The sequence below is a fragment of the Aeromicrobium jepli genome (genome assembly GCF_047246605.1).
Taxonomy (GTDB): domain Bacteria; phylum Actinomycetota; class Actinomycetes; order Propionibacteriales; family Nocardioidaceae; genus Aeromicrobium.
Map to the genome: position 1 here is coordinate 148,562 of NZ_JBFOKO010000006.1, position 14,277 is coordinate 162,838.

Annotated in this window: 21 protein-coding genes; 9 read left to right on the top strand and 12 right to left on the bottom strand. The window is 67.7% G+C overall.

Features of this window, described 5'->3' with window-relative positions:
- Positions 1 to 242 precede the first annotated feature (242 nt).
- Together AB3M81_RS12980 and AB3M81_RS12985 are read left to right on the top strand one after the other, a co-directional pair.
- The gene (locus AB3M81_RS12980; RefSeq protein ID WP_412904332.1) at positions 243 to 497 is read left to right on the top strand and encodes a helix-turn-helix domain-containing protein; all 255 of its coding nucleotides are present in this window, start codon (positions 243 to 245) and stop codon (positions 495 to 497) included.
- Between the two features lie 5 nt (positions 498 to 502).
- A complete protein-coding gene (locus AB3M81_RS12985; RefSeq protein ID WP_412904333.1) occupies positions 503 to 790 on the top strand; it encodes a hypothetical protein in 288 nt (95 codons plus the stop codon).
- Between the two features lie 127 nt (positions 791 to 917).
- Here the strand turns inward: AB3M81_RS12985 and AB3M81_RS12990 are convergent, their stop codons facing one another.
- The gene (locus AB3M81_RS12990; RefSeq protein ID WP_412904334.1) at positions 918 to 1,430 is read right to left on the bottom strand and encodes a hypothetical protein; all 513 of its coding nucleotides are present in this window, start codon (positions 1,428 to 1,430) and stop codon (positions 918 to 920) included.
- Positions 1,431 to 1,888: 458 nt separating this feature from the next.
- On the opposite strand from AB3M81_RS12990, the gene AB3M81_RS12995 reads away from it, so the two are divergent.
- Together AB3M81_RS12995 and AB3M81_RS13000 are read left to right on the top strand one after the other, a co-directional pair.
- Positions 1,889 to 2,698 (top strand): GIY-YIG nuclease family protein, encoded by an 810-nt coding sequence (locus tag AB3M81_RS12995; RefSeq protein ID WP_412904335.1) that lies wholly within the window; start codon positions 1,889 to 1,891, stop codon positions 2,696 to 2,698.
- Positions 2,695 to 3,840 (top strand): hypothetical protein, encoded by a 1,146-nt coding sequence (locus AB3M81_RS13000; RefSeq protein WP_412904336.1) that lies wholly within the window; start codon positions 2,695 to 2,697, stop codon positions 3,838 to 3,840. The genes AB3M81_RS12995 and AB3M81_RS13000 overlap by 4 nt, the downstream gene beginning before the upstream one ends.
- A 151-nt stretch (positions 3,841 to 3,991) precedes the next feature.
- On the opposite strand, the gene AB3M81_RS13005 is transcribed toward AB3M81_RS13000, so the two are convergent.
- From AB3M81_RS13005 to AB3M81_RS13040, 8 genes are all read right to left on the bottom strand, one after another.
- The gene (locus AB3M81_RS13005; RefSeq protein ID WP_412904337.1) at positions 3,992 to 5,074 is read right to left on the bottom strand and encodes a Fic family protein; all 1,083 of its coding nucleotides are present in this window, start codon (positions 5,072 to 5,074) and stop codon (positions 3,992 to 3,994) included.
- 293 nt (positions 5,075 to 5,367) lie between these two features.
- Positions 5,368 to 5,739, bottom strand: a complete 372-nt coding sequence (locus AB3M81_RS13010; RefSeq protein WP_412904338.1) for a ribbon-helix-helix protein, CopG family — start codon at positions 5,737 to 5,739, stop codon at positions 5,368 to 5,370.
- Between the two features lie 155 nt (positions 5,740 to 5,894).
- Positions 5,895 to 6,119, bottom strand: coding sequence for a DUF255 domain-containing protein (locus AB3M81_RS13015; protein WP_489671976.1), 225 nt, complete (start codon positions 6,117 to 6,119; stop codon positions 5,895 to 5,897).
- A 71-nt stretch (positions 6,120 to 6,190) separates the two neighbouring features.
- Positions 6,191 to 6,484, bottom strand: coding sequence for a hypothetical protein (locus AB3M81_RS13020; protein WP_412904339.1), 294 nt, complete (start codon positions 6,482 to 6,484; stop codon positions 6,191 to 6,193).
- 52 nt (positions 6,485 to 6,536) lie between these two features.
- Positions 6,537 to 7,073 carry a GNAT family N-acetyltransferase gene (locus tag AB3M81_RS13025; protein WP_412904340.1) on the bottom strand — a complete coding sequence of 179 codons (537 nt, stop codon included), beginning with the start codon at positions 7,071 to 7,073 and terminating at the stop codon, positions 6,537 to 6,539.
- Complete coding sequence (locus tag AB3M81_RS13030; protein WP_412904341.1) at positions 7,073 to 7,516, bottom strand: ASCH domain-containing protein; 444 nt, start codon at positions 7,514 to 7,516, stop codon at positions 7,073 to 7,075. The genes AB3M81_RS13025 and AB3M81_RS13030 overlap by 1 nt, the downstream gene beginning before the upstream one ends.
- Positions 7,513 to 7,728, bottom strand: a complete 216-nt coding sequence (locus AB3M81_RS13035) for a hypothetical protein (protein WP_412904342.1) — start codon at positions 7,726 to 7,728, stop codon at positions 7,513 to 7,515. The genes AB3M81_RS13030 and AB3M81_RS13035 overlap by 4 nt, the downstream gene beginning before the upstream one ends.
- 9 nt (positions 7,729 to 7,737) lie before the next feature.
- Entirely contained in the window at positions 7,738 to 7,860 is a 123-nt protein-coding gene (locus AB3M81_RS13040) for a DUF8730 family Cys-rich protein (protein ID WP_412904343.1), read from the bottom strand.
- 119 nt (positions 7,861 to 7,979) lie between these two features.
- On the opposite strand from AB3M81_RS13040, the gene AB3M81_RS13045 reads away from it, so the two are divergent.
- Positions 7,980 to 8,747: a hypothetical protein gene (locus AB3M81_RS13045; RefSeq protein WP_412904344.1), complete on the top strand. Its 768-nt coding sequence runs from the start codon at positions 7,980 to 7,982 to the stop codon at positions 8,745 to 8,747.
- Between the two features lies 1 nt (position 8,748).
- Here AB3M81_RS13045 and mca read toward each other — a convergent pair whose 3' ends face one another.
- Entirely contained in the window at positions 8,749 to 9,600 is an 852-nt protein-coding gene (gene mca / locus AB3M81_RS13050) for a mycothiol conjugate amidase Mca (protein ID WP_412904428.1), read from the bottom strand.
- 74 nt (positions 9,601 to 9,674) lie between these two features.
- On the opposite strand from mca, the gene AB3M81_RS13055 reads away from it, so the two are divergent.
- Positions 9,675 to 10,058, top strand: a complete 384-nt coding sequence (locus AB3M81_RS13055) for a DUF4307 domain-containing protein (protein ID WP_412904345.1) — start codon at positions 9,675 to 9,677, stop codon at positions 10,056 to 10,058.
- A gap of 67 nt (positions 10,059 to 10,125) precedes the next feature.
- Positions 10,126 to 10,623: a transcription elongation factor GreA gene (gene greA / locus AB3M81_RS13060; RefSeq protein WP_412904346.1), complete on the top strand. Its 498-nt coding sequence runs from the start codon at positions 10,126 to 10,128 to the stop codon at positions 10,621 to 10,623.
- Between the two features lie 63 nt (positions 10,624 to 10,686).
- Here the strand turns inward: greA and ilvA are convergent, their stop codons facing one another.
- Entirely contained in the window at positions 10,687 to 11,877 is a 1,191-nt protein-coding gene (gene ilvA / locus AB3M81_RS13065; RefSeq protein ID WP_412904347.1) for a threonine ammonia-lyase, read from the bottom strand.
- A gap of 9 nt (positions 11,878 to 11,886) precedes the next feature.
- The gene (locus AB3M81_RS13070; protein ID WP_412904348.1) at positions 11,887 to 13,020 is read right to left on the bottom strand and encodes an AI-2E family transporter; all 1,134 of its coding nucleotides are present in this window, start codon (positions 13,018 to 13,020) and stop codon (positions 11,887 to 11,889) included.
- A gap of 63 nt (positions 13,021 to 13,083) precedes the next feature.
- Here AB3M81_RS13070 and msrA point away from each other — a divergent pair, with 63 nt between their 5' ends.
- Both msrA and AB3M81_RS13080 read left to right on the top strand, forming a co-directional pair.
- Positions 13,084 to 13,719: a peptide-methionine (S)-S-oxide reductase MsrA gene (gene msrA, locus AB3M81_RS13075; RefSeq protein WP_412904349.1), complete on the top strand. Its 636-nt coding sequence runs from the start codon at positions 13,084 to 13,086 to the stop codon at positions 13,717 to 13,719.
- A 4-nt stretch (positions 13,720 to 13,723) separates the two neighbouring features.
- A complete protein-coding gene (locus tag AB3M81_RS13080; RefSeq protein WP_412904350.1) occupies positions 13,724 to 14,275 on the top strand; it encodes a mismatch-specific DNA-glycosylase in 552 nt (183 codons plus the stop codon).
- The last annotated feature ends 2 nt before the right edge of the window (positions 14,276 to 14,277 follow it).

Below are 14,277 nucleotides of genomic sequence, written 5' to 3' on the forward strand. Positions count from 1 at the left end.
CAGGTCGCCCCGGTGCCGGCGAATCGCCGGCACCGTAAACAGCGTTTCCGCAGGTCGCACGGTTGGGGCGAATCGTCCGCACCGTGCCCCTGCTCGCCCTCGAGTCGGCAGGAGCGACCGCGACCGCCTGACCGAAGAATCTGACGCACACCTACCTGGCGAGAGGCCACCAGCACTCGTTGCGACGTGTTCCCTCATCCGTCCAATCGTCGGCAATCGCCGACCGACGCCAGGAGGCACCCATGACCAGGCACCACCCCTCCGCCGCCGCGCCCTTCCCCGAACGGCACGACGACGACCTGTTGACCCTCGACGAGGTCGCAGAGATCCTGCACACGCCCGAGAACACCCTTCGCTGGTGGCGCCAGACCGGCACCGGCCCGGAGTTCTTCAAGATCGGCCGCCGGCTCTTCACCACCGTCGGCGACGTGCGCCGCTGGATTCGTCACCAGCGGCTCACGTCTGTGCCCGTCGCCCGCATCCGGAAGGTGGACTGATCGCCATGACCTCGACCGACGAGGACCCGCGCCACGTTTTCCTTTCCGCCGGCGACGTCCTGCGCCGGTACGGCTGGGGCAAGACCCAGGGCTACCAGAACCTCAAGGACCGCCAGATGGTCCCGCCGCCCGTCGTCCGGCACCCGGACCGGTGGCGGCTCGATCAATTGATGGCCTGGGAGGAACGGCAGATGAGGCTCGCCGAAGCTGCGTTGAACACGCGCGAGCCTGGTGGAATCCGGTCAAACATCACCGATCTACTTCCGAAGCCGAAGCTTCAGCGGCAGGCGTGACCTGTGCCAGCCCTTCCGATCCCCTGCAGGAACCAATACTACGATTGGGAGGGCCAGCTCCTTCAGGCGGAAATAGCATTGAGATAACCGGGTCGCAGAGCCGGCGCAGTGTTGAGGAGCCAGCGAGTCAGGAGCAGACGGCGTACGCGCTTGCTTCAACACTGATGGAATTGTCCATGTTGTTGATCTGGATGACCCAGCCAGACCGATCACTATTCGGTGCGCTTGCCGACGGGATGGCAATGCTGGAGATGAATCCGCCACCCGTTACCTTGCGTGCTCCGGGGCACCACACCGTGACGGTGCTGAAGTCGTAGGCCCCCACGTAGATGCTGTTCATCTCAACCCGGACGGCATCGGCCGGCCGAGGCCCCAACAGCCGCTTCTGGTCTGCTCGTGTGAAGTCGCTCAACGTGAGTGTCCCGTTCTTCACCGTCGCTCCCGTGACGGCGTTGGGCGCGATCTTGGCGCCTGTGACCGCTTTGGGCGCGATTTTCGCAGAGGTCACGGCATTTTTCTTAATGTTCTTCGTCGTGATCGTGACAGCTGCGTAGGCCGTGCCTGACGTCAGCGCGACAAGAAGTGCCACCACGGCGATAAGGAACCCTGCGGTCCCGAGTGCTTCGCTACGAATCTTCACTTTTCCTCTTCCGAAGGTGCCCACGAGCGATCGACCCGAAGGTCGCGAAGCCATGAGGCTAGCCTGAACTGCCTTTATCCAACTCGGTTTCATGTGTTTCCACACTCATGGCGCAAGGACTCTTACGCGGGCGGAAGCGTTCCGCGGGAGGTCTTTCTGGATGGCGGTCGCCGGGGGTTCCGAACTCTTACGAGCCCGGTGAGCTTCGGTCCAGCGTCAAGAACCTGCTCATCACCCGACGCCATCGGCCGGGCTCAACTGAAGGGGAAGTTGAGCGAATTGCCAGTGTCCTTCCCGCGTGCCGGCCCGCGCTGCCCGTGGCGACCGTCCAATTCTCCGTCGTGGTGCGCATTGCGTGTGCGAAGGTGCCCTTGTGGACGATCGGTACGAGTTCTATCGCAGGGTGGAGGCGACGGCCGTGTGGTTGCCGATGCCTGCGCCCGCGCACGGTTAAGCCCATGACCCTGAACCTCGCCCAGATCCTGGGAAGCGCCGACATCGACCCGGCCGAGACGCTGGTAATCAGACACGCGTACGTGCGCGAACACGCCGACGGTGAACCCGGCATCCACGCCGACTCCACCGACAGGGAGATCCTCAACTACACCAGCAGGCAGTCGGCGAACAGTCGGATCTTCCCTGCCACGCCGCCGCGAACGTGGGTGGTCTTCCTTCCCGAGGGAGGCGACCGAGCGCGCCTTTGGTCGGTCGTCACGAAGGTTGGCGAGTCGTCGAATGACGGAGCGGTAAGGACCTTCAACCTCGCACGATCCGATCAACTCACGGACTTGAACAACCGCCTGGTGATCGGCTGGCGGTCACCACGCACCTGGCGGCTCAGTGGTACCACCGCCGCGACATACCCGGTCGTCGAGATCGCCGACTCGAGACCCATCCCATTTCCCGGCTTCGACTCGCTTGTCCTCGACTACCCCCGCCTGCAGGCCGTGATACGCGAGCACCGATATGCCAGCTGGCGCACCGCTCTAGCCTCGGTCATCGGCATCTACCTCATCACCGACACGAGCGACGGACGGCACTACGTCGGCAAGGCCGACGGAGCCGAGAACATCCGCCAACGCTGGCAGGCCTACGCCGCCGACGGCCACGGCGGAAACGTCGACCTCCGGAAACGGGACCCCCGCTCCTTCCGGTTCTCACTTCTGCGCGTATTCGATCCAGCCACACCCACCTCGCGCATCAACGCCGCCGAGTCTCACTTCAAGATCGCGCTCGACTCCGTTCGGCACGGCATGAACGGCGGGTGACCACCCGAGACCTGTCGATGCGGCAAGATGCCCACCATGAGCGAACCGGGAGGATCAGCATGAGTGGGGACGGCCTCTTCCACATCGACGCCGACGGACAGCTCGTGTCGATGACGCCTGCTCCGTACGCAGCCGAGGACATCCTCCAGGCCCTCCTAGAAACGCATCCCGACCTCCTCGCCGGTGGCCAGATGACACCCGAGGCTCCGCGCCGCTGGGCGCTGGTCAAGCGCGAACAGGGCATCCCAGACAGCGACGGCTCAGGAGCGCGGTGGAGTGTCGACCACCTGTTCGTCGATCAAGACGCCGTCCCCACACTCGTCGAGGTCAAGCGATCAACAGACACGCGAATCCGACGGGAAGTAGTCGGGCAGATGCTCGACTACGCCGCCAACGGCGTTCGCTACTGGCCGATCGAGAACTTGAGCCTCGCCTTCGACGCGACCCAGTCTGAGCTCGGCAACGACCCGCACGAGAGTCTGATCGCGTTGTGCGAGGACCGCGACGTGACGATCCCTGAGTTCTTCGCCCGAGTCGGCGACAACCTCCGCGCTGGCCGCATCCGGATGGTGTTCGTTGCCGACGTGATCCCAGATGAGCTCATGCGGATCGTCGAGTTTCTCAACGAACAGATGAACCCTGCTGAGGTCTTCGCCGTGGAGGTCAAGCAATACCGCGCAGAGGGACATGATGGAACCGTCATCGTCCCCGCCGTTTACGGTCGAACCGCAGCGGCGAGCACGAAGACCTCGTCGCGACGATTAGTTGACCGCGAGTCGGCGCTCGCAGCCTCCAAACCCGCCACACTCACGGCGATCCAGCTTCTTGGCGAGCTCGCCACCGACTTGGGGCTGCTGGTCGACGACACCCCCAGCAGCGCAATCCTGAAGACGCCCAGCCGTCGATCCATAGCCGCCGTCTACCTTGCGGATTGGGACAGTCTTGACGTCTCGCTCGAGGCCCTGCGAGTTCGCGGTTGGACTTCCGAGGCCGACGCGGCACACACCGCCTTGAGCAGGTTGACCTCAAAGGTGCTCACCAAGAAGAACCCCACGATGCCCACCGAGGACGCGGTCGCGCATTGGCATGAGTTGAGACCGATCTTGGCCAGCATCGCAGACCTGTATGCCGCATCCGCGTAGAAGATGACTCCGGCGTCGAGGCGTCGTTACCGTCGAAATGGCGCCAGACCCATCTGGCGACAGCGAAGTCGCGCTCGAATGAGCGGTTCATATCGAGGGACTCGGCGAGACGCGATATGTCGAGTTCGTGTGCCGAGTGCCGCAACGTCCTTCACTCAGGACGAGTCAGCACGTCCAAGAACTCGTGATTGACGAACAGCAGCTCCCTGCCAACTTTGACGTCACTCAGCAGACCCGCACCGACAAGAGCGTGCAGCCACGACGACGCCGTCTGTCGAGAAACGTCGCAACGCTCGGACACGGCGGTGATCCGGCAATAGGGCTGCTCGAAGAGAACTGCCAGGAATTGGGCGTCTCGCCCACCGGGCGTTGCCGCACGGGCCCGCTCCGCGATGTCGTCCTGACACGTGCGGATGGCCCCGATCTTTCGGGTCGTTGACGTTGCAGACTCGCGAACGACGTCAAGCATGTAGAGAATCCAGTCGATCCACGCGCCTTCCGCCGTAACCGCGCGCAAGAGCCGGTAATAGTCGTTCTTCCTGGCGATGATCGCGCGCGAGAGATAGAGAATGGGATCCTGCAGCAACCCTGCCTCGATCAGCATCAAGATGTTGATGACTCGACCCGTGCGTCCGTTCCCGTCATGGAACGGGTGGATGGCCTCGAACTGGTAGTGGGCCACGGCCATACGAACGAGCGGGTCAAGTTCATCCTCGGCATGAACGAACTGCTCCCACGCTGCGAGCTTTCCCCGGATGAGGTCGGCTCCCTCCGGAGGGGCATACACGATCTCCCGTGTTGCCGGATTGGCAATCCGCGTGCCCGATACGGCGCGCACTGCCATGTCCCGCCCTTGAAGTTCTGAGCAGATTCGAGCAGCGGTGGCTCCCGTGAGCGGCCGGCTCCTGATCGATTCCACTCCAGCAAACAACGCCGTCCGATAACGCAACGCCTCCTTGGTTGCGTGGTCCCCGCCACCTGAATCGACATGCTTGAAAAGCTCGTCGGCTGTAGTGACGATGTTCTCGATCTCAGAACTTGCCTGCGCTTCGAGCAGCGGGACTGCATGGATCAGGACGTTGGGGTTCGGCAGCATCTGTCCTGCTTGGGCAAGCGTTGCCAACGCGGATCGCGCCTCGATGGTGGCTTTGAGCACCGCCTTGGGCTCGAGATCCAAGCCTGCTGGCGGCAGCGGCGGAAGATCGTTGAAGGGAATCTCAGGGCTCCAGGACACGTGTCAACTCTTTCAACTCATCCGCATGACGTGTTAAGACTTTCGGAAAAACATAACACGTCGCTGGAACGTGTCAGGTTAGTGGAAACGTCCTTCGAGAGCGGACGATGGCTGGATCTGTCGCTCGGGTGCATCGAACTCGCCGCACGGAACGCGACACAAGGCCGAAACGCGGACCCGAGGTTCATCCAGCCGTTCGTAGCGAATCGTTACAAATAGCAGCTCGCGTCGGAGGCAGTGCCCCGCCATCGCGAATCGTCAGCACGCGCAACGCTCGCCGAATCGCACGGACTTCAGACGGCGAAGCTAGCCAGTGCACGCCTGATGACTTTCGAGCGCGACAGGTTCTCTCGCTCGGAGATCGCGTCCAGATCCGCGATCTCCTCGACCGTGAGGCGCACGGCGACGACCTGCATCGGCTCAGCCCGACGTCCAGGGCGACCGCGCCCACGGTGCTTCAACGCCTCGACGTCATAGCCAACCTCAACTTCGTCAGGCCACTCATCGATCCGCTCGTCAGCAACCACGTGCAAATCGTATGACGAAGACCGAATGACACACGTGTCCCGGCTGACCTCCTCGCCGAAGAAGACGTGGATCTGGCTGACGGTGTCGCCGAGAGCACCAGCGCTCAGCTTCCGCATCCGAGTCAGGCGCACGATCACGGGGAGCCGCGTGATCTCTGAAGGCGCAGTTCAAACACCTCGCCCCTGGAAAACGGGTAGCGACTCCGGGGTCGCCCAGTGATACACGAGAGTGATACACGAAGCTCCGAAAAGGGCGGAAAACGACGAAATCGGTCGAAACGGACCGACTTCACTTATCCTTGGAATAACAAGGTTTTTGACGACTTTCCGCGCGATCTGAAAGGGCCGGTCCTTTCGTGGCACCAGTGGCAGGCCGCGTACCCGACGCTCAGCAGGATCGGCAGGTCGCGGCGCTCGGCCTCGGCCAGCGCCTCGGGCCCCCACTCCCACCAGTCCACGGGGTTGTCCGCGTGCTGGCGCAGGTAGGGCGACTGGGACTGAGCGAGTCGATTGGCCACATGTTCACGCTAGTCGCCGCGCCTGACATCGACACCATCTCGGCGCAGCCGCGATCCGTCCGGGGGCCGCGCTACGGAATCGCGAGGACCTCCTCCTCGAGATTGACCAGGAGCAGGCCCGCTGCCTCCTCGGGGCCGCCGACCGCAAGATCCCGGACGTCGTAGTCGAAATCGGAGACCCGCTGGGGACGCCCCGGTGCGCGCTCATCCAGGTACAGGATGCGCCCCGCGATCACCTCGTCCGACTGGGAGACGAGAACCACACCCTGGACGGTGAGGATCGGGCCGTTGTCGTCCGATCGTCGCACGCCAGCCAACCGCTCCTGCAGCCGTCCGAACTCGGACGAGAGGTCTCGGTCTCCCATCACGGCTTCTTCTCCTTGGACAGCGACGACTCCCGGTCCGGACGACGACCCGTCAGGACCGGGCGAGCCGATACAGCACGTGTCGGCGCAGTGGGCCGTCCTCGAGGGTGGGATGGTCGAAGTCGTCGGCCGGGTCGTGCGTCATGCCGAGCCGCTGCATGACGGCGCGGGAGCGCAGGTTCCCGGTGGCGGTGAAGGAGACGACCTCGGGCAGTGCGAGCACCTCGAACGCGTGCGTGACGGCGGCCCGGGCGGCCTCGGTGGCGTAGCCGTGACCCCACGCCCAGCGGGCGAGCCGCCAGCCGACCTCGGTGGCCGGAGCACCGCGGGTGAGCTCGCGGATGGCCGGCGGCACGGGGTTGAGGCCCGTGAAGCCGGCGAAGCGGCCCTCGGCCTCGACGGCCCACAGTCCCCAGCCCTCACGGTCGAGGCGGTCGCCGATGCGGTCGGCCAGCGCGTCGCTCGTGGGCCGGTCGAGCGTCGAGGGGAAGTACTCCATCACGACCGGGTCGGCGTTGAGGTCCGCGAAGGGATCGCGGTCCGCGTCGGTCCAGTGCCGCAGCAGCAGCCGCTCGGTGCGCAGCTCCATCAGTCGGCGACCTCGGGCGGCCAGACGACGCGGAAGCGCTCGAACACCGTGGGCATGGCGTCGACGTCGGCCTCGTCGGGGTGGCGGCGACGGAAGAAGCCCCGGTGGGCGTCGAGCCACCAGTCGCGCGTGCGGTCGCCCTCACCCTCGTCCCACGCGAAGGACGCGTCGACGCTGTCGAGCCGGCCGAGGCGGATCTCGGTGGTCTCCACGACCGCGACGGCCTCGCCGCGACCGTCGAGCAGCACCCAGTGGGCGTCGCTCGGAGGCACTCCCTCGACGACGGGACTGGCCGTGGCGCGCTTCGTCCCGTCCAGCACGAGCCGGGCCAGCTCGTCGGCCATCTCGCGGCTGTCGCCGAACGGCTCCACCTCGGGCTGCTCGGCGGCGCACTCGGGGTGTGCCGCGACGAACTCGTGCCAGAGGCGGGGCAGCTCGGTCACGGCTTCGGCGGCTCGTCCTCGTTCGGGGCGTCCGTGCCCTCGTCCTCCCAGGGCTGACGCGCGCGCTTGGCCATCTTGGTGAACGACCACAGCAGCAGGCCCACGATGATGCACAGTCCGAGCACGTAGAGGCCGGGGAGCCAGCCGATGGACTGATTGCCCTCGGGGTCGATCTCCTGCGTGGCGAGCGCCGCCAAGTCGAGCATGGTCACGAAGGAAGCCTAGTCCTGCGTGTGACCGCACCACTGGTCGGCCGGGACCATCGCGCGGGCCTGCTCGATGTGCTCACCGCAGCCCTGCCACGTCGTCTTGCCACACTTCTTGCACGGAGCCGGAGAGCACATGTGCACGTTCCTCACTGCTGGGATTGCCGAAAACGATGTCGGGACGAGCGTAGGCGATGAGCGGAAACAACCTGTGGACAGCCGGTTCGGCAGGCCTGTGCGGCGCGAGGCTGTTCGGCATGCGACGCCTCCTGGCCCTCCTGCCCATCGTGATCGTCCTCGCCGGATGCGGCCGGAGTCCCGAGCCCGAGAAGCCCGCCGGCCGCCCCGCGTCGGTTCCCCTCCTCGAGCTCGCGAGGTCGCCCGAGATCGAACTGGACGCCACCGATGCGCCGAAGACACCCCGCGGGTGGAATCACGTGGACGTCCTCACCCTCGCGAACGCGTTGGTGGACGCCGTCGAGCGCACCGGCACCGCCGACCCCGACCGCGTCCCGACGGTCCTGGACGCCACCGACCACACGTTCGCCGGCCTCGACATGCGGTCGCGGCGCGGGATCGCCGACAGTCTCGAGCAGGCCTCACAGGACTATCGGGACATGCCGGTGGACTGGGTCGTGGCCGACCGCTTCGAACGCGGACACCGACCCGTGTCGACCCGGATCATCAAGGCCTCCTGGCGCACGGAGTCCGATCACGGCCATCTCGGCGTGACCCTGGAGACGGTCCAGGCGTACGTCGACGCCCACGGCCACCCGATGTTCCTCAACCGCATCTTCGGGCTGTGGAACAGCGACCCGTCTCGGACCCCCGCCACGCAGACCCACCTCGACCTCTCGGCAGGCGTGACCGGCGTCGACCGGTGCCATCTCGTCCGCACGGGGGTGCTGCGTCCCGACACCGACGTCGAACGGCTGCGCGAGGGTGCCGAGCACCTGCGCGAGGAGGTCGCCACCGACCGCGTCACGGTCGGCACCGACAGCGACTTCCGCGCCGGCTGCGACTGAGTCAGCGCAGGCCGGCGAAGAGGTCGTCCTCGGGCACCGGCGCGTCGACGACCGACTTCACGAGCTCGTAGTCCTCGGTGGGCCAGGCCTCGGCCTGGACCTCGCGGGGGACGGCGAACCAGAAGCCGTTCGGGTCGATCTGGGTGGCGTGCGCGATGAGCGCACGGTCGCGGACGTCGAAGTAGTCCGAGCAGGGCACGCGCGTGGTGAGGCGCTTCTCATGCTCGGGATCGATGTCGCGCTTCTCGAGCCAGTCCTTGTACGGCGACTCCAGGCCGTGGCGCTCCATCGCGGCGTTGATCGCCTCGATTCGCGCGCGCGACCAGCCGTGGTGGTAGTAGAGCTTCTTGACCTGCCAGGGCTCGCCCAGCTCGGGGTAGCGCTCGGGATCGGCGGCCGCCTCGAAGGCGTACACGCTGACCTCGTGGCACTTGATGTGGTCGGGGTGCGGGTAGCCGCCGTTCTCGTCGTACGTGGTCAGCACGTGCGGCCGGAACGAGCGGATGAGCTTCACGAGGGGCGCGGCGGCCTCCTCGATCGGCACGAGCGCGAAGCAGCCCTCGGGCAGCGGCGGCTTCGGATCGCCCTCGGGCCAGCCGGAGTCGACGAAGCCGAGCCAGTCCTGCGTGACGCCGAGGATCTCGCGGGCCTTGTCCATCTCCTCGCGGCGGATCTCGGCGATGAGCTCGGGGTTCTCGAGGATGCCCGGGTGCTCGAAGGCGGGATTGAGGATCGACCCGCGCTCGCCGCCCGTGCAGGTCACGACGTGCACGTCGACCCCCTCGGCGACGTACTTGGCCGTGGTGGCCGCACCCTTGCTCGACTCGTCGTCGGGGTGGGCGTGCACGTGCATGAGGCGCAGCTTGGTGTCTTCGGCGTTCTCGACCACGTCCCACAGTGTTCCACGCCCCTGAGACAATGGAATGCGTGACCGACCTCGACGCCCGCTACGGCCGCCACCGCCGCTCGACTCCGCGCTGGCTGTGGCCCGCCGTCGCCGCCGTCGGCGTGACGCTCGGCGTCGCGTGGGCCGCGTGGGCGTCCTGGACCGACGTGGCGGCGCACCAGGCGCGCGTGCACTCGTACCAGGTGGTCGACGACGACACCACGAAGGTCGACCTCGAGATCTTCCGCGACGAGCCCGTCGCGCTCACCTGCCGGGTCTTCGCCCAGTCGGAGGACAAGGCCGTCGTCGGCGAGAAGACGGTCGACGTCCCGGCGTCCGACGCCGAGCGCGTCCGCGTGGTCGTCGAGATCCGCACCGAACGTCGTGCCGTGACGGGTGTCCTCGACGCCTGTGAGGAGCGATGATTGCTGGTAGACTCGGAGTTTCACCCCGGGAGGTCCCGGGGTTTCGTACGTAGTGAGGAGTACAGCCATGTCGACCGAGACCGAGACCATCTGGGTCACCCAGGAGGCCTACGACCGACTCGTCGCCGAGCTCGCCCGCCTCAAGAACGAGGTCATGCCCGAGATCACGCAGAAGATCGCGACCGCCCGCGACGAGGGCGACCTGCGCGAGAACGGCGGCTACCACGCCGCGCGTGAGGAGCAGGGCAAGACCGACGCCCAGATCCGCCAGCTCGAGGACCGGCTCCGCCGCGCCGAGGTCGGCGAGGCGCCGGCCGACGACGGCCTGGTCGAGGCCGGCATGAAGGTCACGATCCGCTTCCAGGGCGACACCGACACCGAGACGTTCCTGCTCGGCTCGCGCGAGCTGCTGAGCATGGACTCGTCGGTCGACCTGGACGTCTACTCGCCGACCTCGCCGCTCGGCACGGCGATCATGGGCAAGTCCGCCGGCGACACCGTGAGCTACGAGGCGCCCAACGGCAAGCAGCTCACCGTCGAGATCGTCGAGGCCAAGCCCTTCTGATCCCGCGCCGCCGTCGCAGCGCACGGACGCCCGCCACCGGATCGGTGGCGGGCGTTCTCGCGTTCAGACCGGGTCGTAGCCGAGCTCCTCGAGCCGGCGCCACACCTCGGCGCGGTGCTCGGGACCGCGCGTGGCCACCTGCAGCGCCACCTCGACCTCGCGCACGCCGAGCGCCTCGGAGCCGCGGTCGTGGTGCACGTTGAGGATGTTGACGTCCATCCCGGCCAGCTCGGTCAGCAGCCGCATGAGCTCGCCGGGGCGGTCCGAGATGCGCACGCGGAACATCAGGAAGCGGCCGCCGGACGCGAGTCCGTGGCGGATGACCTCGAGCAGCAGCAGCGCGTCGATGTTGCCGCCGGACAGGATCGGGACGATCGGGCCCTGGAACCGGTGCGGCTCCTCCAGCAGGGCGGCGACGCCCACGGCGCCCGCGGGCTCGACGAGCATCTTGGCGCGCTCCAGCAGGCCGATGAGCGCCTGGCTCATGGCCTCCTCCGACACAGTGACGACCTCGTCGACGTGGTCCCGGACGAGGCCGAACGGGACCTCGCCGGGTCGCGCCACGGCGATGCCGTCGGCCATCGTCGAGCCCATCGCGGCCTGGACGGGCATGCCCTCGGCGAGCGAGTCGGGATACGCGGCGGCCGCCTCCGCCTGCACGCCGACGACCCGCACGTCGGGGTGCTCGGTCTTGAGCAGGGCGACGCCGGCCGCGAGCCCTCCCCCGCCGAGCGGGACCAGGATCGTGGCCACGTCCGGCAGCTGTTCGAGGACCTCCAGGCCCACGGTCCCCTGCCCGGCCACGATGTCGCGATGGTCGAACGGGTGGATCAGCGTGGCGCCCGTGCGCTCGGCGAACTCCTGCGCGGCCTCGAGCGACTCGGTGACGCCGCTGCCGTGGAACTCGACCGACGCCCCGTAGCCCTTCGTGGCCTGGACCTTCGGCAGTGCGGCGCCGTGCGGCATGAAGATCGTCGCGTCGGCGCCCAGCATCGCCGCGGCCAGCGCGACGCCCTGGGCGTGGTTGCCGGCGCTCGCGGCCACGACGCCGCGCGAGCGCTCCTCGGCGGAGAGGCGGGCGATGCGGGTGTAGGCGCCGCGGATCTTGAACGAGCCGGTGCGCTGCAGGTTCTCGCACTTGAAGTGCACGGCCTGACCGGTCAGCTCGTGCAGCCAGCGCGAGTGCGCCAGCGGGGTAACCTCGCTGACTCCGCTCAGGAGCTTCCGTGCCGCGCGCGCGTCGTCGAGGTCCACGGGACCAGCCTAGGCCTGCGCCGGCGGTGGCTCGCCGAGGTCGCGTGACTCGTCGCCGAGCACGCCGTCGGTCTGGACGGTCTGTCCCTCCGCGAGGTGCCGGACGATGCTGTTGACGCAGGCCGCCGCCGGCACGGCGAGCAGCGCGCCGACGATGCCGGCCGCCACGACGCCCGCCGCGATCGCGAACAGGATCGCGAGCGGGTGCAGCGCGACGATGTGGCCCATGAGGAACGGCTGGAGCACGTGCGACTCCAGCTGCTGCACCGCGACCACGCCGGCCAGCATGAGCAGCGCCGTCACCGGCCCGTGGGCCACGAGCGCCACCAGGACGGCCACCATGCCCGAGAGCAGGGCGCCGATGATCGGGATGAACGCGCCGAGGAACACCAGGACGCCGATCGCCGCGGCGAGCGGGACCTGCAGCACGAGCGCCACCGCCGCGATGCCGATCGCGTCCACGAGCGCGACCATCACCGTGGCCCGGACGAACGCGGTCAGCGACCCCCACGCCGCTCGCCCGGACGAGTGCACGCGGTCGCGCGAGCGACGCGGGAACAGCGAGACGACCCAGCTCCAGATGCGGTCGCCCTCGTAGAGCAGGAAGAAGAGCGTGAACAGCGCCAGGAAGAACCCGGCGACGAAGTGGCCGATCTGGGTGCCGACGGCCGTGGCCTGCGACACGACCTCGCCGTCGCTCGCCGAGCCGGCGTCGCGCGCCCGCTGGATCCACTCGGTGACCTGCTGGTCCGACAGGTGCAACGGCCCGTTTCGCGCCCAGTCGCGCAGCTGGTTGACGCCCTCGACGACGCTCTCGCGCAGGTCGTCGAACTGGGTGGACAGCTGCTGGCCGACGAGGCCGAACAGCCCGAACACCGCGATCAGCAGTCCGATGACGACGATGAACGTCGCCAGGATGCGCGGCACGCGACGCTTCGCGAGCCAGTCGACCGCGCCGATCAGCAGGGCCGTCAGCAGGATGCCGACCGCGATCGGCACCGTCACCTCGGAGAAGAACGCCAGGAACCGCAGCACCAGGTACGCCGCGCCGCCGATGAGGACGATGCGCCAGGCCCATGCGGCGGCGATCTCGACTCCGATGGGAACTTCGTAGCGTCTCGTCCCGCGCGCCTCGTTGCTCACGATCCGAGGCTACGGGAACACGGCGGGACCGCTCGGCGTTGTGGAAGCACTACAGGAGGTCACATGCGATTCGGATTCGACAAGACGACGCTGCCCACGCCGGACTCGGCGCTGCCGGGCCGCGACACCCGCCCCTTCAGCGTGGGCGACAAGCACCTCGTGACGGGCAACCCCATCGAGACCGACGGACCCGAGGGGTTCGGCATCGCCGTCTTCGGCCTCGGCTGCTTCTGGGGCGAGGAGAAGACGTTCTGGGAGCAGCCCGGCGTCTGGTCCACGTCCGTGGGCTACGCCGGCGGTCACACGCCCAACCCGACGTACGAGGAGGTCTGCACCGGCCGCACGGGTCACGCCGAGGTCGTGCGCGTGGTCTTCGACCCCTCGGTCACCAGCTACGCGGACCTGCTCAAGGTCTTTTGGGAGAACCACGACCCGACGCAGGGCATGCGCCAGGGCAACGACCGCGGCTCCAACTACCGGTCGATCATCCTCACCACGACGCCCGAGCAGCAGGCCGAGGCCGAGGCGTCCCGTGAGGCGTACCAGAAGCAGATGACCGCCCACGGGTACGGCCAGATCACGACGCAGATCCGTCCGCTCGAGGACTACTGGTACGCCGAGGAGGCCCACCAGCAGTACCTCGTGAAGAACCCGTACGGCTACTGCCCGCTGCACGCGACCGGCGTCTCGTACGCCTGATCGCATGAGCTGGAGCCGCGCCGAGCTGGAGTCCTTCGCCGGACGCACGATCCCGGACCTGCTGCCCGACGAGCTGGGCCTGCTGTTCGTCGGGATCAACCCCGGCCTGGTGAGTGCGGCGACCGGCCTGCACTTCGCCCGGCGCGGCAACCGCTTCTACCCCGCGCTGCTCGAGGCGGGGTTGGTCGACACGATCGACCCGGCCCTCGCCCCCGTGCAGTTGCGCGAGCGCGGGGTCGGCATCACCAACATCGTCGCGCGCGCCTCGGCCCGCGCCGACGAGCTGCATCGCGACGAGCTGGTAACCGGTCGCGAGCGCCTGGAGGAGCTCGTGCTGGAGCGCCGGCCCCGCGTGGTCGCGATCGCCGGGATCACCTCGTACCGCACCGCCTTCGGGCGACGCAAGGCCGTGCCGGGACCGCAACCGGACACGATCGGCGACTCGCGACTGTGGGTCGTGCCGAACCCGAGCGGCCTCAACGCCCACGAGAGCGTCGCCTCGCTCGCTCGCGCCTACCGCGAGGCCGCCGTGGCGGCCGGCGTCCTCACCTCCTGACC

What these genes read in the sequence shown, in the direction of transcription:
- AB3M81_RS12995 (WP_412904335.1), top strand. Translation starts at nt 1,889, where the DNA reads ATGACCCTGAACCTCGCCCAGATCCTGGGAAGCGCCGACATCGACCCG.
- AB3M81_RS13025 (WP_412904340.1), bottom strand. Translation starts at nt 7,073, where the DNA reads ATGGAGCTGCGCACCGAGCGGCTGCTGCTGCGGCACTGGACCGACGCG.
- AB3M81_RS12980 (WP_412904332.1), top strand. Translation starts at nt 243, where the DNA reads ATGACCAGGCACCACCCCTCCGCCGCCGCGCCCTTCCCCGAACGGCAC.
- mca (WP_412904428.1), bottom strand. Translation starts at nt 9,600, where the DNA reads ATGCACGTGCACGCCCACCCCGACGACGAGTCGAGCAAGGGTGCGGCC.
- AB3M81_RS13040 (WP_412904343.1), bottom strand. Translation starts at nt 7,860, where the DNA reads ATGTGCTCTCCGGCTCCGTGCAAGAAGTGTGGCAAGACGACGTGGCAG.
- AB3M81_RS13045 (WP_412904344.1), top strand. Translation starts at nt 7,980, where the DNA reads ATGCGACGCCTCCTGGCCCTCCTGCCCATCGTGATCGTCCTCGCCGGA.
- AB3M81_RS12985 (WP_412904333.1), top strand. Translation starts at nt 503, where the DNA reads ATGACCTCGACCGACGAGGACCCGCGCCACGTTTTCCTTTCCGCCGGC.
- msrA (WP_412904349.1), top strand. Translation starts at nt 13,084, where the DNA reads ATGCGATTCGGATTCGACAAGACGACGCTGCCCACGCCGGACTCGGCG.
- greA (WP_412904346.1), top strand. Translation starts at nt 10,126, where the DNA reads ATGTCGACCGAGACCGAGACCATCTGGGTCACCCAGGAGGCCTACGAC.
- AB3M81_RS13080 (WP_412904350.1), top strand. Translation starts at nt 13,724, where the DNA reads ATGAGCTGGAGCCGCGCCGAGCTGGAGTCCTTCGCCGGACGCACGATC.
- AB3M81_RS13020 (WP_412904339.1), bottom strand. Translation starts at nt 6,484, where the DNA reads ATGGGAGACCGAGACCTCTCGTCCGAGTTCGGACGGCTGCAGGAGCGG.